The sequence below is a fragment of the Acinetobacter sp. YK3 genome (assembly GCF_001729365.1).
Lineage (GTDB): Bacteria > Pseudomonadota > Gammaproteobacteria > Pseudomonadales > Moraxellaceae > Acinetobacter > Acinetobacter vivianii.
Map to the genome: position 1 here is coordinate 1 of NZ_LZPJ01000039.1, position 21,345 is coordinate 21,345.

The 21,345-nt window shown below is 38.2% G+C and carries 24 protein-coding genes; 11 read left to right on the forward strand and 13 right to left on the reverse strand.

All coding sequences use genetic code 11. The features are described from left to right. Nucleotides 1–329 precede the first annotated feature (329 nt). Nucleotides 330–1,187, reverse strand: coding sequence for an alpha/beta fold hydrolase (locus tag A9Z07_RS04095; protein WP_069577044.1), 858 nt, complete (start codon nt 1,185–1,187; stop codon nt 330–332). Between the two features lie 134 nt (nt 1,188–1,321). On the opposite strand from A9Z07_RS04095, the gene A9Z07_RS04100 reads away from it, so the two are divergent. After that, nucleotides 1,322–1,777, forward strand: a complete 456-nt coding sequence (locus A9Z07_RS04100) for a hypothetical protein (RefSeq protein WP_005257874.1) — start codon at nt 1,322–1,324, stop codon at nt 1,775–1,777. A gap of 14 nt (nt 1,778–1,791) precedes the next feature. On the opposite strand, the gene A9Z07_RS04105 is transcribed toward A9Z07_RS04100, so the two are convergent. Then, nucleotides 1,792–2,052, reverse strand: coding sequence for a hypothetical protein (locus tag A9Z07_RS04105; RefSeq protein WP_004772467.1), 261 nt, complete (start codon nt 2,050–2,052; stop codon nt 1,792–1,794). A 426-nt stretch (nt 2,053–2,478) separates the two neighbouring features. Beyond that, complete coding sequence (gene brnQ, locus A9Z07_RS04110; RefSeq protein ID WP_069577046.1) at nt 2,479–3,780, reverse strand: branched-chain amino acid transport system II carrier protein; 1,302 nt, start codon at nt 3,778–3,780, stop codon at nt 2,479–2,481. A gap of 357 nt (nt 3,781–4,137) precedes the next feature. On the opposite strand from brnQ, the gene map reads away from it, so the two are divergent. Then, nucleotides 4,138–4,932, forward strand: a complete 795-nt coding sequence (gene map / locus A9Z07_RS04115; RefSeq protein ID WP_004772465.1) for a type I methionyl aminopeptidase — start codon at nt 4,138–4,140, stop codon at nt 4,930–4,932. Nucleotides 4,933–4,963: 31 nt separating this feature from the next. Here the strand turns inward: map and A9Z07_RS04120 are convergent, their stop codons facing one another. Beyond that, a complete protein-coding gene (locus tag A9Z07_RS04120; RefSeq protein ID WP_047427838.1) occupies nt 4,964–5,884 on the reverse strand; it encodes a LysR family transcriptional regulator in 921 nt (306 codons plus the stop codon). A gap of 55 nt (nt 5,885–5,939) precedes the next feature. Next, nucleotides 5,940–6,368: a guanosine-3',5'-bis(diphosphate) 3'-pyrophosphohydrolase gene (locus A9Z07_RS04125; RefSeq protein WP_069577048.1), complete on the reverse strand. Its 429-nt coding sequence runs from the start codon at nt 6,366–6,368 to the stop codon at nt 5,940–5,942. Between the two features lie 89 nt (nt 6,369–6,457). Between A9Z07_RS04125 and A9Z07_RS04130 the strand changes: the two genes are divergently transcribed. Further along, entirely contained in the window at nt 6,458–6,781 is a 324-nt protein-coding gene (locus A9Z07_RS04130) for a hypothetical protein (RefSeq protein WP_047427831.1), read from the forward strand. A gap of 51 nt (nt 6,782–6,832) precedes the next feature. Here A9Z07_RS04130 and grxD read toward each other — a convergent pair whose 3' ends face one another. Then, complete coding sequence (grxD, locus tag A9Z07_RS04135) at nt 6,833–7,174, reverse strand: Grx4 family monothiol glutaredoxin (RefSeq protein ID WP_004772459.1); 342 nt, start codon at nt 7,172–7,174, stop codon at nt 6,833–6,835. Between the two features lie 163 nt (nt 7,175–7,337). On the opposite strand from grxD, the gene A9Z07_RS04140 reads away from it, so the two are divergent. Continuing rightward, a complete protein-coding gene (locus A9Z07_RS04140; protein WP_004772458.1) occupies nt 7,338–8,552 on the forward strand; it encodes an aspartate aminotransferase family protein in 1,215 nt (404 codons plus the stop codon). 57 nt (nt 8,553–8,609) lie between these two features. Here the strand turns inward: A9Z07_RS04140 and A9Z07_RS04145 are convergent, their stop codons facing one another. The 3 genes from A9Z07_RS04145 to A9Z07_RS04155 all read right to left on the reverse strand — a co-directional run bounded on the left by A9Z07_RS04145 (nt 8,610) and on the right by A9Z07_RS04155 (nt 10,125). Then, nucleotides 8,610–9,041, reverse strand: a complete 432-nt coding sequence (locus A9Z07_RS04145; protein WP_004772457.1) for a CBS domain-containing protein — start codon at nt 9,039–9,041, stop codon at nt 8,610–8,612. A 138-nt stretch (nt 9,042–9,179) separates the two neighbouring features. After that, a complete protein-coding gene (locus A9Z07_RS04150; protein WP_032810616.1) occupies nt 9,180–9,557 on the reverse strand; it encodes a DUF2750 domain-containing protein in 378 nt (125 codons plus the stop codon). Nucleotides 9,558–9,891: 334 nt separating this feature from the next. Then, complete coding sequence (locus A9Z07_RS04155) at nt 9,892–10,125, reverse strand: hypothetical protein (protein ID WP_004772455.1); 234 nt, start codon at nt 10,123–10,125, stop codon at nt 9,892–9,894. 226 nt (nt 10,126–10,351) lie between these two features. Between A9Z07_RS04155 and A9Z07_RS04160 the strand changes: the two genes are divergently transcribed. The 4 genes from A9Z07_RS04160 (at nt 10,352) to A9Z07_RS04175 (ending at nt 13,308) form a co-directional block, all read left to right on the forward strand. Continuing rightward, entirely contained in the window at nt 10,352–10,711 is a 360-nt protein-coding gene (locus A9Z07_RS04160; RefSeq protein ID WP_004772454.1) for a hypothetical protein, read from the forward strand. 113 nt (nt 10,712–10,824) lie between these two features. Next, on the forward strand, nt 10,825–11,154 hold the full coding sequence (locus tag A9Z07_RS04165; protein WP_004772452.1) for a hypothetical protein: 330 nt from the start codon (nt 10,825–10,827) through the stop codon (nt 11,152–11,154). Nucleotides 11,155–11,270: 116 nt separating this feature from the next. After that, on the forward strand, nt 11,271–12,380 hold the full coding sequence (gene ftsY, locus A9Z07_RS04170) for a signal recognition particle-docking protein FtsY (RefSeq protein WP_069577050.1): 1,110 nt from the start codon (nt 11,271–11,273) through the stop codon (nt 12,378–12,380). Between the two features lie 331 nt (nt 12,381–12,711). Next, nucleotides 12,712–13,308, forward strand: coding sequence for a nitroreductase family protein (locus tag A9Z07_RS04175; protein WP_004772449.1), 597 nt, complete (start codon nt 12,712–12,714; stop codon nt 13,306–13,308). Between the two features lie 148 nt (nt 13,309–13,456). Here A9Z07_RS04175 and A9Z07_RS04180 read toward each other — a convergent pair whose 3' ends face one another. Continuing rightward, on the reverse strand, nt 13,457–13,945 hold the full coding sequence (locus A9Z07_RS04180) for a pyridoxamine 5'-phosphate oxidase family protein (protein ID WP_062847418.1): 489 nt from the start codon (nt 13,943–13,945) through the stop codon (nt 13,457–13,459). 370 nt (nt 13,946–14,315) lie between these two features. Between A9Z07_RS04180 and A9Z07_RS04185 the strand changes: the two genes are divergently transcribed. Together A9Z07_RS04185 and A9Z07_RS04190 are read left to right on the forward strand one after the other, a co-directional pair. Further along, the gene (locus A9Z07_RS04185; RefSeq protein ID WP_069577063.1) at nt 14,316–14,777 is read left to right on the forward strand and encodes a hypothetical protein; all 462 of its coding nucleotides are present in this window, start codon (nt 14,316–14,318) and stop codon (nt 14,775–14,777) included. Between the two features lie 1,197 nt (nt 14,778–15,974). After that, on the forward strand, nt 15,975–16,664 hold the full coding sequence (locus A9Z07_RS04190; protein WP_069577053.1) for a DUF2057 family protein: 690 nt from the start codon (nt 15,975–15,977) through the stop codon (nt 16,662–16,664). 92 nt (nt 16,665–16,756) lie between these two features. Here the strand turns inward: A9Z07_RS04190 and A9Z07_RS04195 are convergent, their stop codons facing one another. Genes A9Z07_RS04195 through A9Z07_RS18015 form a run of 3 tightly spaced genes read right to left on the reverse strand, consistent with a single transcriptional unit; the run spans nt 16,757 to nt 18,964 of the window. Continuing rightward, a complete protein-coding gene (locus A9Z07_RS04195; RefSeq protein ID WP_069577057.1) occupies nt 16,757–18,415 on the reverse strand; it encodes a PepSY-associated TM helix domain-containing protein in 1,659 nt (552 codons plus the stop codon). A 2-nt stretch (nt 18,416–18,417) separates the two neighbouring features. Beyond that, entirely contained in the window at nt 18,418–18,705 is a 288-nt protein-coding gene (locus A9Z07_RS04200; RefSeq protein ID WP_069577058.1) for a hypothetical protein, read from the reverse strand. 1 nt (nt 18,706) lies between these two features. Then, nucleotides 18,707–18,964 (reverse strand): hypothetical protein, encoded by a 258-nt coding sequence (locus A9Z07_RS18015; RefSeq protein ID WP_069577060.1) that lies wholly within the window; start codon nt 18,962–18,964, stop codon nt 18,707–18,709. A 168-nt stretch (nt 18,965–19,132) separates the two neighbouring features. On the opposite strand from A9Z07_RS18015, the gene A9Z07_RS04210 reads away from it, so the two are divergent. After that, on the forward strand, nt 19,133–21,292 hold the full coding sequence (locus A9Z07_RS04210) for a TonB-dependent siderophore receptor (protein ID WP_069577061.1): 2,160 nt from the start codon (nt 19,133–19,135) through the stop codon (nt 21,290–21,292). Nucleotides 21,293–21,345: the final 53 nt, after the last annotated feature.

Consider the following 21,345-nt stretch of genomic DNA (forward strand, 5'->3'; position numbering starts at 1 on the left):
ACATTTTTATAAAAATTTCTGTCTAAAATGTCATAAATATATAAAATCAATATATTTATAAAATAAATAACGCTTAAATAAATAGCTAATACATGAGTTTGTCTTGATCAATTGGTTAAAATATAGCACATCAATTTTTTTTAAAAAGATGAATAAATACATTCTTTGTCACACTTTTCTATTAAATTTCTAAAAAATCGAGTGTGTAGTCGGTTAAATAACGTTATTTAAGATGATAGATCCCATAAAAAAACGCACCTAAACAGGACTACAGGTTTAGATGCGCAAAAGTAAACTGGTTGTTGTGTTCGCTTTTTATCTGGTTATGGTCAAATCCGTAATTCATTTTCTAATATGGGCCAGATCTTCTGATGAGATTTCTTGAACATCAGCATATGTCCAATTTGCTTATAACCAAGCTGTTGCGGATTCAGTTCAATTAATTTTGTTTCTGCATTCGGATATAAACGAAGCAAATCTTTAACATTGGTATGTGTGGCAATTTCATCATCTGTTGCCCAGAATGACGTGATAGGGCATTGAATTTGCTGATGATAATCTTCAAAGATACTTTTTCCTATAGCATTCATTACATAACCAGGTTTGCTACAAAACTCTGCCCATTGTCGTGCAACATTCTTTGGCAAATTTTCGCCCATACCGATGAATTGAGTTGCGCCATAACCTTTAAAAAAGCTAGAAACAGGAAAAATGACATTGAACATGAGCGGTGCTAGAACTTTGGTTTTACCTTTGAGCCCTTTTACGTGGCCCGTTGAGCCAGCAATGGCTAATACTTTTGCAACCTTGTGATAATTTGATGCAATACCAAGCAACTGTCCTCCAGCACTATGACCTACGATAATGATTTTCTCTGCTTGGGTACGATTCAACAATGCTTCTATCGCAGCAGGAATATCATAAATTCCCCAGTCATTAATGCTTGCTGTGGAGTCTTTTAGTGGACCATGTAGTGATTCACCAATTCCTCGAAAATCAAAACTCAGTACTTGATAACCTTGCTGGTTCAGCCATTCGGCGAATGCATGATAAAAGTTTTTGGTAATTCCTGTTGCCGGGCAGATCAAAACTGGATAGGGCTTATCAGAATGTTCTATCGGGTAGAACTGGGCAGCAAGTTGATAGCCATCTTGACAACTGATCCAAAAAGATTCAACGCTATTCATGGAGAAAACACTCTTATGTATTTATCTTTATACTTTACATAAGTTCCAAAAAGAAACCTGATTAAAAAATGACTTAAAAGTCAAATTTTATGTAATATAGGCGCCTATAAGAAATTAGGATATAGGGAAATAAGATGTATGTTTTAAATACAGCAACACAATTTGCAATTGTATTTAGTGGGATTTTTCTATGGGTGGGGATGCTTACAGGTGTTTGGAAATATTATCAAATCAGACAATCTGAGCTGGCGAGAGCACATTATTATGTCGATATCGCGCATCGGAGTAGTCTGCTTTATGCGCCAGCAAGTCTGATTTTAGCGGTACTCAGCTATTTTACGGTTTTATCGGATGAGATTGTTTTATTCTGTGTGATTGCTAATTTATTCTTTTTTGCGATGTCGATCTTGATGTATATACTGCATGGCTTATTAAAAGATACGACCAATCAATTTAAGCAACCGCATAAAGTAGGGCGGTTAAATTTGCCTGCATGGTGTATGACATTGATGATGCTCAGTTTAATTATTGTCGAGTTAGGCGCTACAACAGTGTTGTTATTCGGAACAATTGCTCAGTTTTTAAATTAAAAAAAAATGGATGATTACTCATCCATTCTCCCTAGAGAATTTTTTTGGCGTGCTGCGCTTAACTGTCGAAACTTTCGATCGACGATCGCCCACATACAAAAGGCAACAGAGACAATCAATGCATATGCAAAATATTCGGGTTTTAAATTACCTTTAATTGTGCCTTGAAACAGCAACGTTACCATTAAGGCCAGCGTTGTCGTTGCATATACTATTGTATCATTCGCCTTCAGAGCGTTAATGAAGACTTGCTTGTTGAAATGTATTGATAACATCTCCATCCCTCCTTGTTGTGACGACAAAACCATGCGTTTTTGTCTGAATTGTTTTTTAAGTTGTACTGCTATTTTCTGAGCATTTCAATAGCAAAAAGGGGTATTTTGAAAATAAATTTTGGAATGTACTGATTTATATAACTTTATAGTATTTTTTATATTAATTTATAGTATTTTTTAGTTAAATATTGGTCGATATTTTTACATTATGAAATATTTATGACAGCTATATAAAGTGGGTTATAGCAATCCTTTTAGAAATATCGGGTATCACAAAAGGATAGAAAACAGTGTGATTTTACGCGGTTTTTAACGGATAAAAAAGAAAGATTTGTCGTAAACAAAAAATGAACGTTGGATAAAAGGACATTTTCTGCATAGCTAAAATCATGTTTGGGTAAAACATCACTTTAACGACAAATCATTTTACTTCTTCTGAGCTAAAGCTCGGTCAACCACAATTGCAATCACCAGAACAGCCAATGATGGGAGTAACCATGCAAGGTTTTGTTCATTTAAAGGTAAATGCTGAATAAAGGTTGGGAGTAGTGCTGTAAAACCTGCGGCTTTAATCGCTTCAACAATACCAAAAAGGAAAGCTACGGCTGTTACTGAACCTACGACGATCGAAGGATTATTCCAGCGTTTCCAGAAAAAGCTGAGCATGATCACAACAATTGCTGGCGGATAAATTGCACTGAGTACAGGTACAGAGAATGCAATTAGCTTGGTCAAACCTAAATTGGAAATTAATAACGAGAAGCCAGTGAGAATGAAAACAAGTAATTTATAAGATAAACCTGTTAATTCATTGAAATATTCTGCACAAGCACAGGTCAGTCCAATCGCAGTGACCATACACGCAAGGAAAATCAGACAGGTGAGGAAGTAAGAACCATAATCACCAAATGCATGCTGTACATAAGCATGGAGGATAATCGCACCATTGGCTGCATCAGGTGCAACTTCGTGACTACCTAAACCAAGTTTAAACAAGCTGACATAGACAAGGGTAAGTCCAACACCAGCAATTAAGCTTGCGATAATCGCGTATTTGGTAATGAGTTTGGTATCTGTAACGCCACGAGATTGAATCGCTTGAATAATCACAATACCGAATACCAAAGCACCCAAGGTATCCATGGTGAGGTAACCACTGACAAAACCTTCAGAAACTGGACTGCTTACATAGTTATTCACCGCAGGCGAGATGAGACCTGTTGGAATAGCAAAAGCTGCAATACCTAAAATTGCCAGTGCAATAATTTTTAAAGGTGCAAGTACATGACCTACAGTGTCGAGCAATTTGTTTGGGTACAACGAAACCGCAGTAACAAAAGCAAAATAAACAATACTATAGATAAAGAGACTGCTACCTGAGGTACCAAAATAAGGAGCAAAGCCAATTTCATAAGAAACGGTTGCTGTACGCGGAGTCGCGAATAGCGGCCCTACAGTTAAGTAGCAAGCAATGGTAAGCAGTAGGCTAAAGAAACGGCCAAGCGGAGAACTAATGATTTCGATCGAGCCTTTCATGCGAGATAAAGCCATGATCGTAATAACAGGTAAACCAACTGCGGTGATTAAGAAACCGAAAGCGGCAAGCCAAACATGTTCACCAGCCTGCTGAGCAACGATAGGAGGAAAGATAATATTGCCTGCGCCAATAAATAACGCAAAGGTCATAAAACCTAAAGCAATGATATCTCCTGTACGAAGTTGATTCATAAAGAGGGAGGCATAAAATAAAAGTGCAAATTTTAGAATAAAAAAGCGTTCATTTGAAACTAATTTATGTGAAAATTGTTTGTTTTTTGACTAAAAAGAAATTATTAAAATCATATAATTAGATGTGGTAAAGCTAATACATTGAAAAGGTTTTTAAAACTTCGAAAATAAAAAGTGCTGATGTCTTTTCTCAATCAGCTTAATCGAAATTAAATGTAAAATAAAAATGGTCTTTTAGTCTTAAAAAGATTGAAGATTTGCATGCAAGGGCGTACAACTATTGAAATACTTTATGCAGCCCTAATATTTTTGCTTGCATGTGAAATTAATCTGATAGATGAATAAGGAAAATCTCGAATGAGAGCTTCTACTGTGACCATTAAAACTGAACAAGATCTTGAGAAATTAAGAATCTCAGGTCGTTTGGCGGCACAAGTGTTAGAAATGATTGGTGCTTATATTAAGCCTGGCGTTTCAACTGAATATTTAGATGATATCTGCAATGATTATATCGTGAATACCTTGCAGGTGATTCCAGCCAATGTTGGCTATCACGGTTTTACCAAGACAACCTGTATTTCTGTCAATGAAGAAGTGTGTCATGCTATTCCTTCTGCCAAAAAGATTTTGCAAGAAGGCGATATCTTGAATATCGATGTGGCTGTGATTAAAGATGGCTATTTTGGCGATACCAGCCGCATGTATTTTGTCGGTGAGCCGAGTCCTGAAGCTAAGAAACTGGTTGAAACGACCTACGAAGCGATGTTGGCAGGTATTCATACCGTTAAACCTGGTGCAACATTAGGTGATATTGGTCATGCGATCCAGACAGTTGCCCAAAATGCAGGCTATAGCATTGTTCGTGAATATTGTGGACATGGCATCGGCCGTATCTATCATGAACAGCCGAATATTTTGCATTACGGACAAAAAGGCCAAGGGATGGTCTTGAAAAAAGGCATGGTCTTTACCATTGAACCGATGGTCAATGCAGGCAAGCCGCATGTGAAAGAGTTAAATGATGGCTGGACTGTGGTCACCAAAGACAAGTCACTTTCTGCACAATGGGAACATATGGTTGCGGTGACTGATGACGGTTTTGAATTACTGACCCCGTGGCCAGAAGGTACAGGGCATTATCCAGCAGTTTAATTGTGTTGTGATACAGAAAAAGGCTCGATGATTAATCGGGCCTTTTCTTTGTTGAGCACTGCGTTAATTGCTCAACCAGATAATCAATAAATACACGTACGGCAGGTAACAAGCCGCGACGAGATGGATAAACTGCATGGAAAACACCATGTGGCGCTGTCCATTCAGGTAGTACAGTCACCAGTTGTCCTGTCTTAACAAAGTCTTGTGCAATGCTGTCTGGTAACAAGGCGATCCCGCAATTTTGTGTTGCCAGCTCTGCCAACATTAAAAGATTTGATCCCATAATGACAGGATTCACCTTAATCTTTTTCTGCTGATGATCTGGGCCAGTTAACAAGAATTGCTGGTCAAGATGATCTTCTGACATGCTGATAATTCGATGTTCGGCAAGCTGTTCTGGGGTTGTCAGATTACCAAACTCATTTAAATAGGCTTGACTGGCAAAAAGACGTTGTTCAATCGCTTCAAACTGTCGTAGTACCAGATTCGGATCATCATCTAATTTAGAACGCACTCGTAAAGCCAGATCAATTCCTTCATTAATGACATCGACTCGACGATTGCTGACCAACATCTGAACACGTACTTCAGGATACTTTTTCAAGAAAGCAGGCAGGATTTTTGCCATTTGGTTTTGGGCAATATCGACAGGCACACTGACTTTGATCACACCGCGTGGCTGGCTACTTAAATGATTCACCACATCATGTGCTGCTTGCGCTGCATTCATCATGACTTGCGCGTGGCGATAGACATCCATCCCGATATCAGTCACTGCGAAATGACGCGAACTACGCTGAATCAGACGTACACCAAGTTGTTCTTCGAGGTTATATACCCGACGGCTTAATTTTGATTTTGGAATGTCAGTCGCACGTTCAGCTGCACTAAAACCACCATGCTCAACCACAAGCGCAAAGCAATAAAAATCATCTAAATCCGTTAGCATTACGCTATAAACTCCAGCTTATTGTGTTCAGGTTAAATCATTATAAATGCAATTATTAAACATTTTGGGATAATAATATATCTCGAACCTGTTGATATTCTTTCAATCGTTCAAAATCTTTCATTGTCGGAGACTGAATCCGCGACAAGTCCATATTGTCTGTGATATCAGCCAATTTAACAACACGTGCAATGGGATTCTGTACAGTCCGTTGGGCCGCTTGTATTCGGGATTCGCCCTCCTGCTTGGTAAGGGCAATAATTGCGTCGATCAGATGTGTCTGAAAACCTAATCTATAGAGTTCATCAATCGTGGTTGTTGTGTCTTCTAAAATATCATGTAAAACAGCAACGATTTTGTGCTCAATGTCTGGCACGTTCAACATGACCCTTAATGGATGCAAAATATAGGGCGCATTGGCTTTATCCACTTGGCCTGCATGCCGTTCAGCTGCAAGTGAAATCGCCCGTTCAAGTGTTGCCATGATTGAAATCCTTCCATTCAAAAGTATTGAAGATAGATTCGGGCATCATATTCTTTTAAACTGCATGAAACTTTTGATGCTTTATTATTATGTCATACCAACTGATTAACATTGCCGACGCCACCCAAAATATTGCCTGTCCATATTGCCAGCATGCAGTTTTAGACTGGGATCAGGAACAATATATTCAACCTTGTGAACATACCTTGTTTATGGCAATGGATTTAGGTTTTGAATTTATCGCAGATCGTTTTGATGAGGTTTTGTCACAATCGGTTGATGAAATTCATGAAGATCCAAATATGAATATTTTTGCAACGGTGAGTCAGGCAAATTATCCTGAAATGCAAATTTATAAAGCTGATTTAGGGGTAGAAGGCTTATTTCGCTATGTAGGTTTTAGTCCAAACTAATGGCTATCCAATAAAAAAGCCAATCATTTGATTGGCTTTTTGCTTTACAACTTATGCTTCTGGAGCAGGGCTGTACTGTTCAACCAATGGCTTTAATTCACCATTCTGGAACATTTCAAGCATAATATCACTACCACCAATAAGCTCGCCATTTACCCAAAGTTGTGGGAAAGTAGGCCAGTTTGCAATTTGCGGTAAAGTTGCACGAATATCTTGATTTTCCAAGATATTTACATACGCAAATGGACGACCAATTTGGCTAAGTGCTTCTACTGCACGAGCAGAAAAACCACATTGCGGGAATTGTGGAGTGCCTTTCATGTAAAGTAAAACAGGGTGTTTCGCAATTTGATCACGAATTAACGCTACTGTATCACGCGCTTGTTCCGTCATAGATAGATCCTCTACTAATCTCCCTGCATTATACCTAAAAAATAGCGTGGCGGAGGATTGCAAAAGATTTTTCTTGTATAAATGTGACTTTAAGCTTTCAATCTATGCAAGTTTTTGCTTATATAACTTTTTTCACCACAACTACTGATAGATTGAGTTTGTTATGACTAATATCACTCTTGCTCCTGTGCAACCTGATCAACCCACACATCTTATGGCTACTTATGGTCGCCAGGCGATCAGCTTTGTACGAGGGCGAGGGGCGTATTTATATACAGCAGATGGCACTGAGTATTTAGATGCATTAACAGGCATTGCAGTATGTGGATTAGGGCACGCACACCCTGTCATTGCTGGAGCCATTGCTGAACAGGCAGCAACTTTAGTGCATACCAGTAATTTATTTGAAATTCCTTGGCAAACTGCCGCTGCACAGAAACTCGCTGAAGTTTCTGGAATGGAGGAAATCTTCTTCTCAAATAGTGGGGCCGAATCCAATGAAGGAGCAATTAAAATTGCGCGTAAGTTTGGCTCACAACAAGGCATTGCCAATCCTAAAATTTTAGTGGCAGAGCAATCTTTCCATGGCCGTACACTTGCAACCTTATCCGCAACAGGCAATAAGAAAGTACAGGAAGGTTTCGCACCCTTGGTAGAGGGCTTTGTTCGTGTTCCGTTTGGAGATGTTGAAGCCATTCAAGAAGCAGCCATTACTCATCCAGATATCGTTGCCATCCTGATTGAGCCAATTCAAGGTGAAGGTGGGGTGAATACTGCACCTCAAGGCTTTAGCTATCTGGAAGATGTGCGTGCTTTATGTAATCAGCATAACTGGCTCATGATGCTGGATGAGATCCAGACGGGTAATGGCCGTACAGGCAAATATTTTGCTTATCAGCATACCAATATTATTCCTGATGTCATGACCACAGCAAAAGGTTTGGGGAATGGTTTTCCTGTGGGTGCGGTGATGACACAAGGTAAGGCGGTAGGCCTACTTGGCGCAGGAAGCCATGGTTCAACCTATGGTGGTACAGTGCTGGGTTCACGTGTGGTATATACCGTGCTTGATACATTGGAAAAGGAAAATGCTGTTGAAAATGCTGCAACAGTGGGTGCTTATATTGTTGATCAGTTAAGAGCACAGTTGGCGGATCATCATGTACAGGTGCGTGGTTTCGGGATGATGATTGGTATTCAATTACCAAAAGATTGTGCTGAGCTGGTTGCAATTGCGCGTGATGAATATAAGTTGATTGTGAACGTGACGGCTGGTTCAGTTGTTCGTTTACTACCACCTTTGAATATGACGCAAGCGCAAGCCGATGAGTTGTTGCAACGTCTTGTTCCAGCTATTCAAAATTTTCTAAAAGCTTAATTTGTAATAAGTCATAAAAAAGGGCAATTCATTTGCCCTTTTTGTTTTTGATTAAAATTAACCAGAAATATATTGTTGAAGCTGCTCAATCAGAATGCGTTGATCGTCCATTGCTGCTTTTACCAGATCTCCAATTGAAATAAAGCCCACTAACTTTTCTTGATCCAGTACTGGAAGATGACGTAAATGGCGATCGGTCATGAGGTTAAGACATTCTTCTACTGTATGATTAAGACTGACCGAAATGACTTTCGAGGTCATAATGTCTGCAACAGGCGTGTTATTTGATGAACGTTCCATTAAGGCAATTTTACGCGTGTAGTCACGTTCAGAGAAAATTCCAACAACTTTTTCATCTTCAGCAACAACCAGAGCACCGACACCTTTATCGGCCATGATCTTAATTGCTTCAAGTACAGTCGCATTGGGTGAAATTGTAAAAATTGATTGTACTGCTTTATTCTTGATGACTTGAGCAACGATTGTCATTGTTTATCCACCTGTGTTGTATTGTCATTTTCATTTAACTTAACGGTATTTTTTTTAATTGCAAAGTGCTAATTTCACTCCAATGATAACTTTTTCTTATAAATGCTCAAAAAGTCATCACTGGTGCTAAATCATGTTTTAAGCAGGTATAACTGCTTCACGGGGCATAAAAAAGAAATGCTGCATTTGCTGTGTTGAGAGCTTAAATTTGCGGTGTGATGAGTTGAATAATGCTGGCTCAACCTGCAAGCGGGTTAAAGTGGGAAGCAATGACTCATGAAAATCCTTAGGGGTAATTTTCCGTGGCGTGTAGTGTTTCCAGTTGGCTTTGGCATAACGATGGGCTTGTACACCATTGAGCCAGAAAGGGAAGACATGACCGTCCTGATCAGATTTGATTGCCCAACCTTCGTGGTAAAGGCCCCAAAGTGCACCACAGTACATCATTGTTTTTAGAATTGAAATTTTAATCATCAACTCTCGTGAAACCGGCTGAAAATGGTTAAAGCGATACATTTTATTGAACTAATATTCTTAAACTTATGGTTCATTATAAGAAATCTAGATGTCATTTATGTTTAACAATTGACTAAAATCGTAAGCAAATATTGTAGTTACTTAGAAAATTGACATATAAGTTCTTTAATTTTGTAAGCTAAGGCTTTGGATGAAATAGAGTTATTGTGTTTTTATTGGTCGGAAAATTCGATCAAGAGAGGGCTATGTTTTAATGCAGTACGAGTGAAAAAGAGGAGATCATCTTACTAATTATAGTTTAACAGGCATTAAAAAAACGCCACCTGAGCAAATCAAAGCGATGAAAGCTTTGATATAGCGCAAGGACGTTTCTTTAAGCTTGAAGGGTTGCCATCTTCTGCCAATACTGAGCTTTCAAGGAATCACGTTCTACTCGGAAGCCTTGATAATACAATTCTGCTAAAAATAGTGCCGCTTTACCGTGACCTGCTTTAGCGACTTCCTCAAGCTCTTTTACTGCATCTTGGAAGTTTTTTTGCGATTGAATTGTATTGACCGCATTTGCATATAGATGCTCTAGTTCATGGTGTGTAAAATGTTGAATCATATAATAACTCCTTATTTTAATTATGATTACCGCAAATTCTATCCAAAGTTACTCTACTTTGAATTTAAGCTACTTTAACTTAGAATTATTAAAGTAATATGACAAATTGATGGAATTGTCAAATATATTCAGCAATTTTGCGTAAATAAAAGCTTACACGATTAAACATTTACCACAAATAATTTTAAGTAGAATCAAAGTGAGAATAAGAGAAAAGGAGAATAACATGTCAAATGTGATTGATGGTGTGAACGTTGATGTTCCTCCATTAGAAAGCCAAATCATTGCGCTTGCTCATCATCATCGTAAATTACTTGATGAGGCGATCTTTCATCAGGAAATTCATCTAGGTGATTATTGTCTTGCTCAGCGTAAGCGTGTATATGACTTTGCCAGCCATTTAAGCCCTGAACAGAAAGACCGTTTTTATAAAATTTATGATGGCGAGCTGAAGAATATTGCCGATGACGATGATTTACATCCTGCTGATGCAGAAAGTGGAGTCGGCATGTTTGCAATTTTCATTGTTCTCGTCATCATTGCATTCATTTTGTACTTTGCTTTTGTTCGTTCGCTGGTCAGTTAATCACAGCTAAAGTTGTTTGCACGTTCAATAAGTTGTGGAATTGTGACTTATTGAACGTTGTACTTGTCCTAAGCGAATCAGAGACATACACTACCTCTAATTCGAGGTAGGTTATGTTGTCTATACTTTCTAAACATAAAGTGATGCAATCCAGATTAGGATTCAAACTGGACCAATTTTATAATATTTTGGTCGGTATTATTATTTTGTCCATTTTTATACTTGCGTATAACGCATTACTACGTCCAATCAATGCATCTCAATATCAGCAAGTGGTGCAGTTTGCTCATCAGGCCAGCCATCCAAGAACCCAGCATATGGCGCATGATGTTTTAGAACAGACGCCAATTCGCCGTCTAGATTATTTAAAGTTATTAAATGCTTATCAATTTGAATCAAGCCGGATTAGACAATATCCAGCGATGGCGAAAGAAGATGAGTGAGTTTTAATCGACTCATTTTCATTACAAATGAATCAATTGTCCCATTCGGGAAAACGATAGCAATTTATGCTAGACTGGCCCCATTTTAAAAGCTGCTTTACTCTCAAGGAATCGACATGCAACAGCAATCGAATATGCAAAATAAATTCTTGATAAATGCTGACATCGGTGATGACGATGTGACATTACCAAGTTTACCTGCTGTCGATGTTCCCATTATAGAGCCAGCTGTACAGCAAACAGTTGAAACCCCTGTAGTAGCGCAACCAGCATCGGCAGCTGTTGAAGAAGAAGCCAAATCAACAGGCTTCTTTGGTCGTATGAAAGATGGTTTGACGAAAACCCGTCGTAGTTTTACGGATGGTATGGTCAATATTCTGATTGGTGGTAAAGAAATTGATGACGAATTACTGGAAGAAGTTGAAGAACAACTTTTAGTTGCAGATATTGGTGTTGATGCGACCAAAACTATTATTGCCAATTTGACTGAACGTACTGCTCGTGGTGATTTGATTTATTCGCATGCTTTATACAAGGCACTTCAGGAAGAATTGGTTGCTTTGCTTGCTCCACGTGTTAAACCACTGCATATTGATCCGAATAAATCACCGTATGTGATTTTGATGGTAGGTGTAAATGGTGTAGGAAAAACTACAACCATTGGTAAATTGGCGAAGCGTTTACAAGGTGAAGGCAAGAAAGTGATGTTGGCTGCGGGCGATACATTCCGTGCAGCAGCAACTGAACAATTGCAAATCTGGGGTGAGCGCAATGACATTCCTGTTGTGGCTCAAGGGCATGGTGCTGATAGTGCTTCTGTGATTTTTGATGCATTTGAAAGTGCGCGTGCCAAAGGCATTGATGTATTGATTGCAGATACCGCTGGTCGTTTGCAAAACAAAGCCAACTTGATGGAAGAGTTGAAAAAAGTTAAACGTGTGATGCAGAAAATTGATGCAACTGCACCGCATGAAATCATGCTAATTGTAGATGCCGGTACAGGTCAAAATGCGATTAATCAGGTTCAGCTTTTTGATGAGGCTGTTGGCCTAACAGGTATTACCATTACCAAACTGGATGGTACTGCAAAAGGCGGTGTACTATTCAATATTGCAAGTCGTACTCACGTGCCGATTCGCTATATTGGTGTTGGTGAGAAGATTGATGATTTACGTCCATTCTCGGCTAAATCATTCGTTGCTGCGTTATTTGAAACAGACAAATAAATTAGATTCCAAGACGAAATAAAAGCCGAGTTTTCGGCTTTTTTTCTTTTAAAAACAAGATATAGCTGGCAATATCATTGCGTGATTACAAATCATTCTACTAAAAGAGATAGAGTGGAACAGAACAAAATAATAAGATTTGCAAGGGCTGTGAGCTAGAAGTGAACTAAACAAAGTCCAACTGCATCTGAACCCGAACAGTATATGAATTAGCATTGTTTCAAAAAAAGAACGATCTGTTATGTTTTTTGGTCTATTCCTGAAAAATACCTCGTTATACACTACATTCAATCCAAGATAACGCCTCAGGGCACAAGGTAGGAATAACAACATGAGCAACTTCTTAAATAGTATTAAATCACGCCGTACAATTTATGCGATTGGTAAAAACCTTACAGTAGACCAAGCAACAATTGAAGAAACGATCCGTGAAGCTGTAAAACAAAGCCCATCATCATTCAACTCACAAACTTCACGTGTTGTGACTTTATATGGTGAATCACATGCAAAATTCTGGGAAATCGTACGTGAAACTTTACGTAAAATGGTTCCAGCCGAAGCTTTCGCTAATACAAGTGCGAAAATTGATAGCTTTGCAGCAGGTTTTGGTACAGCGTTATTTTATGAAGATCAAGATGTTGTAAAAGGTCTACAAGAGCAATTCGCGCTATATGCAGATAACTTCCCAGTATGGTCTGAACACTCAAGTGCAATTGCTCAATTTGCAACTTGGACTGCTTTATCTGAAATTGGTGTTGGTGCGTCATTACAGCATTACAACCCAATTATTGATGCAGAAGTTGCAGAAACTTTTGATATTCCTGCAAACTGGAAATTACGTGCTCAGCTTGTATTCGGTTCTATCGAAGCTGCTGCTGGCGACAAAACATATATGGATGATGCAGCACGTTTCAAAACTTTCAACTAAGTTTAGATCGGGCATCAAAAAAAGAGCACTTTATGTGCTCTTTTTTATTGGAGTAAAAAATTTCTCTTTTAAACTTATACGCTATTAGAGGAGCATTTCATTGAGAGAAGACAAATCAGGTGCCGTCTTGTAAGAAAGTTCACTAAATTTACAGTGAGATATTTTTCGTCGTGCCCAGCTCCTCAGATTCTCCTGTAATAGAAGCTTTAGCAAGTTTGAATAGGGTTGCTACTTTACCTGAACCTTTCCAGTATTGAGCGCCGTTGCAGATCACACGAAGTAATTGAATATCCGGGTCAGATTTACCATGTTCAAAGAATGCTTCATAAGCAGGAGACCAGATCTGATCAAGAATCGCAGGATCGACGACACACTCAGCGATACCATTAATCGAAACATAATCATTATTCGATATATTACTATATCCCAAATTGACTTGGTTATTTAGCGGAATACTTTTCACAAGTTCAGAACTTTTAGAACCTAAAAACCATACGATTCCATTAAAATCAGTATCTTGAGTAGTCATTGGGACAGAGTGTAAGTGGCCTTTTTCAGAAATGAAAGTAACCATGGCAAATTTAATGCCTTTAAGCAATTGATTTAATTCTTGATATTCATTGTTTAGGTTGTTCATACCGAAGTTCTCCTACGTTTGATCTCTCAATATCCATGAAAACAAAAAAGTAGAGGGTTTCGGTTTGTGGCGCATTTGTTTTATCCATCTAGAAATGATGACTTCGTGTTAATTAAATTATTAAAAAATATTTAAAACCAGTTATTTCAATCGCTTTGAGAAGCTGTCTTATATTTCGCGGAAAGCCCGTTGTATGCTTTTTAAGCCAATTGACCTGTGACTTACTGAAATACCAGTAACTTTAAAAGGCTGTTATGATTTATTGGTTTAATCATAAGTTTTTGTTTTTATAGCACTTAATTTGAAATAATTATGTGAAAAGTGTAAAATATACACTTGTCTTTATTTGTTTGTTTATTGGGTGGGCTTGGTGAAAAAAATATTAATTCTTCTTATAAGTACGGTGATTTCTGGTTCAGTCTATAGTGCAGATGACTTGTTTAATAAACCTCAATCTATATTGATTTTGCAAAACGACGAACCTCAATATCAAATCGAGAGTAGTGAACAAGTTGATTTCTTTGAGTCATTGAAGCAGCAAGAGCAAGATCGTCTAAGTCAACGCACTCAAGATTTAGAAAATCTGAATGAAATTCAATCAATTACTTCTAATATGAGTCCTCATGACAGAGCGCAGTATTATCTTGAGCATCGACATTTGGGTGCTTTAGATGCGCATGGGCAAGAGCAGCAATTCAACTCACTACAGAAGGCTCGAAATAGAGGGATGATTTCAAACCAAGATTATCAACAAAAAATTATCAAACATAGTCCATTACCTTTAGAGCATAGAAGTAATCAGCTTAAATTATCAATTCCGATTGGAGATTAAGGCGACTGATTTCTAATGAAATTGGGTGGACAGATTACTTTTCCACCCAAAGCTTCTGTAAGAATGACATCTGACCTACATTCATTAGCTATTTGCATAGGACAGGTTATTCAAATTATTCATCGGCCATTAAAAGCTGAATGGCGATGCGATCTATAGTTAAGTTTTCCCCCAGAGTAGATACTCTCTATGCATGGGAGCTTATCCATTTAAATTATCTATAAAAAACAAACTCAGTACTGTAGATTTGAATTGAGTATTTTTGACCATTTGGTAAAATAATAGAGTAAGGTACTGTTTTTGGGGTGCTTTATTTTACTTTTCAAGGGGTTGAAAATTATGAATATTATCAAGTTTTTAAAAAGCTTTAACACAATTGGGGCTTATCTGATTGTTGCAAGCGTTGTGCTTGTCATACTTATTTTATATTTTTATTTCATTAATCCAAATTAAGTATTAATCATTGTTAAGCAAAGCCACTTTCGGGTGGTTTTTTGCTGCTTATATGTTCTTGCGAAAGAGACAAGATGTTTCAATTGTTACAATGTGGTAATAATTTAAACACGATAATTACAATCCGATTACGAATTATTACACTTAATCTGATATAAAAATTTTAACGAGAAGAGGTTGATAATTATGAATATTTTTAAGTTTTTGAAAAGCTTTAATACGGTAGATTTTTATCTGGTTATCGCTAGTCTTATGCTGGCGGCACTTATATTTCTATTTTACTTTGTGAGTCCAAATTAACACTTAACGAAGTATTGTCTGGCATTTTTTATACCCTGAATTGCAAGATTGGTGTAATCATCATTTTGACCCTGTTCATTAGATCATATGATGTAAAAGTGTTTAAGGAGTTGTTAGAGGGTACCAATCGCGAAAAGTTACAGAAAAATCTTTTTAGAGAAAATCTTGAATTGCAATCTAAATTATTAAAAACTCAGTAAAAATCAAAAATAAATAATAATAGGGTTGTATTAAGGGTTTGTAGATATCAAAGAATGTTGAAATCTTTGCCTTTTAACACTAAGTTTTAGATAAAGCTTTTTTCTTTTGCTGGTTTGAAGCTGTACTTATCTTAACAAAGCTAAATTGTTGCAATAGGCAGTTTTAACTTTTGTCATAAAATCGTCATAATCGCATTGCATAGTGCATACGGTTTCATAAATTGTTTATAACGAGAAGAGTCTAATGTCTTTAAGAGTTGGTGTTGCTGCTTTCGGGTTATTATTAAGTTGTTCAGTGTTTTCAGCAGTTACAATCACTGCACCTGAAGAAATCGTGATTCTTGCTGTAAATGGTCAAGAAGTGAATAATGGATTAATTCCTTCAAAAAAAAATAACTATCAGGTCGATCCGGGTAATTTAGTGGTTAACGTTCGTTATCGTGAATATTTTGAGCATTTGAATGGTGAGCATGACATCCTTAAGTCGGGTGTCGTCACGATTCAGGCACCGAACCTTCAAGATAATCAAACTTATACTTTAGGTTTGATCAACGCACCTAAAGATTTTGAAGCAGCAAAGAAATATGCTGATCAGCCTACGGTTGCTTTATATGATCAAAATAAAAAGCTTGTTGTACAACAAACAGGCGCGAACAATGAAGCGCAACCTTGGTTCTCTGGCAATAATTTTTTAAGCCGTACTCTGGATTTAACCCAAAAGAATAAAAACAATGTTGCCAATCAGCCAGCGCCTGTTTATTCAGGAACTGCTACACAAGCAGCGGTTGTTGCAACTGCGCCCGTTGCTGTAACCACAGCAGCTCAAGTAGGAACAACAAAAACAACCGATCAGCAAATGGCAGAATTATGGCAAAAAGCATCGAAAGCTGAACGTCAAAAATTCATGGCGTGGTTAGCTGGACAAAGCAACTAAACCTCATATCAATAAAAAGGCCGATGATATCATCGGCTTTTTTACGCTTTTAAAAATAATTAGACTGTTTTATCTCTGGATCTACGAATAAGTTAGACTTGATTTTCTGTAAGAACTGAATGATCCTGTTTTTGACCAGACCAAATTGAACCTACGGGTGCGCTTAGTGCTCGATCTCTTACTTGTTGATAAAACCTTAAAAACAGTAAAGAGAAGCATACTGCAATAATATCTATCCAGATTAAATATCCTGTTGAATGCCATAACCCTTGAATAGGAAATAGGTAAGCGAGAACAGAAGTAGTTGGAATAAGCAATAAAATCACCGCAATTGCAAAGAAGAGCTGAGGTAATGCTTTGGCTGCTCCAATTAGAAAGCTGTATAAAACACAAGCAATAAACACAAAATAGTAGCTGTACATGAATACATGGTTATGACTTTGTAATTGCATTGGTATGACGTAGGCCCAGCGACCAACCAGCATGCTCACAAATATTGCCAGCATACAACCTAGACATGCGCCGATCGTAAGATTAGCAATAAACATCACATCCTTACGTTGTTGTGGAGCTGGCAGATTAGGATTTTTCTGTTTCCGTAAACGGGTTTCAATCCAAAGGATATTGCCAGAATAAAATAAATAAGCACCACCTAAACCAAAGATGAGATAAATCCAGCGAATGGAATCACCACCATAATTTCCAAAATGTAGTGCGAACATAGAACGGATCAGTGATGCAGCCGAGCTTTCTTCTGTTGATAGGGTTTTGGTTGGATAAGGTGAATCTTGATAAGGATTAAAATTCATATAATCAAAAGTATCGCCCCGTAGCATGCGATCTGGATGATACAGTGCAACAAACGCAGAGGCCCGTTCAGGATGATCCAGCTGGTTGAAACGGATACCATCAATGCGATAATCAGGTGCAGCTTTTTGTATATTCTGGAAAATCTTTTCTACATCGAGCTGTGGTGCTGGATCAACAATTTTTACCGCAGGCGGTCGTTCAAAAAGTGGTTTGTCTTTTGAGACCAGCTGGCTGAGTGCGCCATAGAAAATATCATGAAAGGCAAAAACAACGACGGTAACGCTGATAATAATATGAAATGGTAAGCTGGTGATCCCGATAACATTATGGGTATCTAACCAAAAACGTTTTTTATTTTTACCTGGACGGACAGCAAAATAATCTTTGATCAATGTCGGCAATAACACGATCAGACCAGACATAATTGCAAGAAAATATAGAACTGAAACCACACCCATCACCATAACACCAGCAGTATGATGTCCCATCATGCCTGGAATGCCTGCGGTTTCATGAAGCTGTTCAATCAGCCAGCCTAATTTAGATACATTCACTTGTTGAGCAATCAACTGACCATTGGCATCGAGTGTTGCCAACATGCTGGTTTGAGCAATATTAACTCCATGATGATCTTCTTCTGGCTCATGTGCTGCTTCCCATTGAATCGGCGCATTATGTCCTTCTGGTGAGCTGAAACTGAGCGTAAAGGCTTTCTTTGTCTCTGGATATTGTGCCTGCACCTGTTCAACGAGCTGGTTATATTGGTTAGGTTGAATGGCTGCTAGTTTTTGTTGAGGAGGTGTTGCCCATTGACTCAACTGATGTTGAAACATGGTTAAACCACCAGCAAAAAAACAGATAAACAGAAGAATACCTGCGCTGATTCCGACCCATGTATGAAGATTTTTACCTGTTTTAATGATATCTGCACGAACTTTCATTTTTAACCTCTCAACCAGAACAACAGGACATAAGCAAGCACATTCGCGATACTGAAAATCAGCATCGTTTGCCAACCTTTCGGAATGAAATAGGCAATAAAGAAAGCAATTAGCCAGAACCATGGGATCGACCACATACCTAATTGAGGTGCAATAGAGGAGTCCGAGTGAGACTTGTTGAGTAGAACGATAATTGCACCCATTGCCATGGCAAAGCTCAAGCCAAGAAACAAACCGGCAAACGTTTTTGTCCACCAGTCTGATTGTAATTTTTGTTTCAGCATATCCATTTTAATTTGACCTTTTCATGAGCATCAGCAGAGGAGCGAATGACCAGACTAGTGTCGCAATTGCAAGCCAGATCAAGATTGCCACGAGTAAAGGCAACGCATAAAGCAATATGCTTAAACCGATCAATAAACCGATTATGGCTGTATAAAAAAAATAACGACCCAGTTGGTTTTTTAAGAAATTTTGATTGGGATGGCTGAGATAAAGACCCATGCAGGATAAAAGTGTGACAGTGATCCCGATTAGTTTTAAAGTCATATGTGAAATCTGCAAATAGTAATGATAATAATTATTGTTTAAATTTTAGCAAAATTAAAGCTTATATTCAAAAACTTAATCAAATCCAAAAGGAGCAAAGGAAACCATTGTTATTGATAATCATTTGCATTTATGTAGAATGTAAAAAAATATTTTTAGGGGGAAAGAATGAAGCACCATCATTTATATACTGCGATCATGTTTGTTTTGGCTGGTCAATATCACAATGTCGCATGGGCAAATGATTCTCGCGTGGACCAAGAGAGCAATAATGTTTTACCCACAATTCATTTAAAAGCAGAACAAGCAGATCCATCCTATACCGTAAAAAAATCAAAATCTGCGACGAAACTCGATTTATCTCTTAAAGAAACACCTCAGAGTGTCACGGTATTTACAGCACAACAAATTGAAGATCAAAATCTGAATAGTACCAATGATGTCTTGGCTCAGACTGCTGGTGTCACCATGGTTCAGTACGGGCAATTGGGTGCGGGCTATAACACTTATTATTCACGAGGTTTTGCAATCACCAATGTTCAACGCGATGGAATACCGACATCAACTGCTTCTTTTGGTGGTGCAGATATGTTTGGTCTTGAAGATTCAGCACTTTATGAACGTATCGAGGTGACCAAAGGCGCTACAGGTTTGACCAGTGGATCAGGCAATCCAAGTGCCAGCATTAACTATGTACGAAAACGTCCTACAGCAGAGTTAAAAGGGGCCGTTAATGTACAAGCGGGTAATTGGGATCGGTATCGGAGTCAAATTGATGTAAGCGGTGGGCTAAATCAGGATAACTCGATTCGTGGTCGTACCGTCGCTGTTTATGAGGAAGGCGGCAATCAACAGGATCGGTTTCATCGTCAAAATGCAGTGATTTATGGGGCCTTAGATGTTGATTTAAACGATAAAACAACGCTTACAACGGCTTTTACAGCACAACAAGTTAAAATTGATGGGGCGACGGCGCACGGTTTTCCATTTATAACGCATGATGGACAAAAACAGGTAAGTTTTGGGAGAAAGGATAATCCTGCGGCAAACTTTACCTTTAGCGACACTGAGAAATTAAATATTTTTCTAGGCCTTGAACACCGGTTTAATGATAACTGGCAGGCAATTGCGAATTATGCATTTACCAAGGCAAGCAATAAACGTGAGTATGGCGTCGCTGGATCTGGGGGCATTACTTATGATAAGCCATATAGTGTGAATAAAACCTTAACCTTACAACCAGGGCAAATGGTGGTGACGAGTGGGCGTTTAGAAAGTACACCAGAGGTACATTCCCTAGATTTATATACATCAGGAAAGTTTCAGGCATTTGGGCAAGAACATGATGTTAGTTTTGGGGTAAATGGTTATCGGATTCAATCGGATGATCCAACTTTCAACCGTTATTATGTCGTTGAAAATATTGCAGGTTGGAATGGCAAGAGTCTGAGACCTGATATAAAACAAAGTGGTCGTAATCTTGTAGATGAGCAACAATTAGGCGCCTTTGCCGCTGCGAAATTACAATTGCTTGATCCATTAAAACTGGTATTAGGTACACGTTTTAGTAACTGGGAACGTAAAACCACGGATAATGAACAAAAACAGAATGGGGTTTTTACGCCGTATGCAGGTTTAATTCTTGATCTGACGGAGAATGTATCTGCTTATAGCAGCTATACCACAATTTTTAATCCTTCTTCTCGAAAAGATAAAAATGAAAACTATCTAGATCCAGAAGAAGGCAATAGTTTTGAGGTGGGTCTAAAAGCAGATTTTTATGAAGGGCGTTTGAACGCAAGTGCTGCCTATTTCTCAATGAAACAGGATAACTTCGCAATTCAGGATACCAGTGCCGGAACAGCAGAGTTGGATTTTCAGCCTTATATTGCTGTAGATGGTGCGAAAGTGAAGGGCTATGAATTGAGTCTTGCTGGTGAAGTTTTACCAGATTGGAATATTCAGGCTGGCTATACACATACTGATGCTAAAAATCAGAATGGTGAGATTCTGAATCCTATTTTACCAAAGAATACCTTTAAATTATTTACCACATATAAGCTGGATAAGATCACTTTAGGCGGTGGTGTGAATTGGCAAAGTGAAATTTATGATGCCGCTTCCGCGAAAGCTGGGGGCTTAGCTGCCCAATTGAACCGACAAGATAGCTATGCGTTGGTCAATTTGATGGGGCGTTATCAAATGACTCCAGATGTCAGTCTTGGTTTAAATGTGAATAATTTATTTGATAAAGAGTACAAGGCAAATACTACAAATATGTGGGGTGTGGCGCGTAACTTTACAGCTTCAGTGAATTTTAAGTTTTAATGACTTGATAACTCAGCCCAAATTAAAAAAGCTGCCAGATCTGGCAGCTTTTT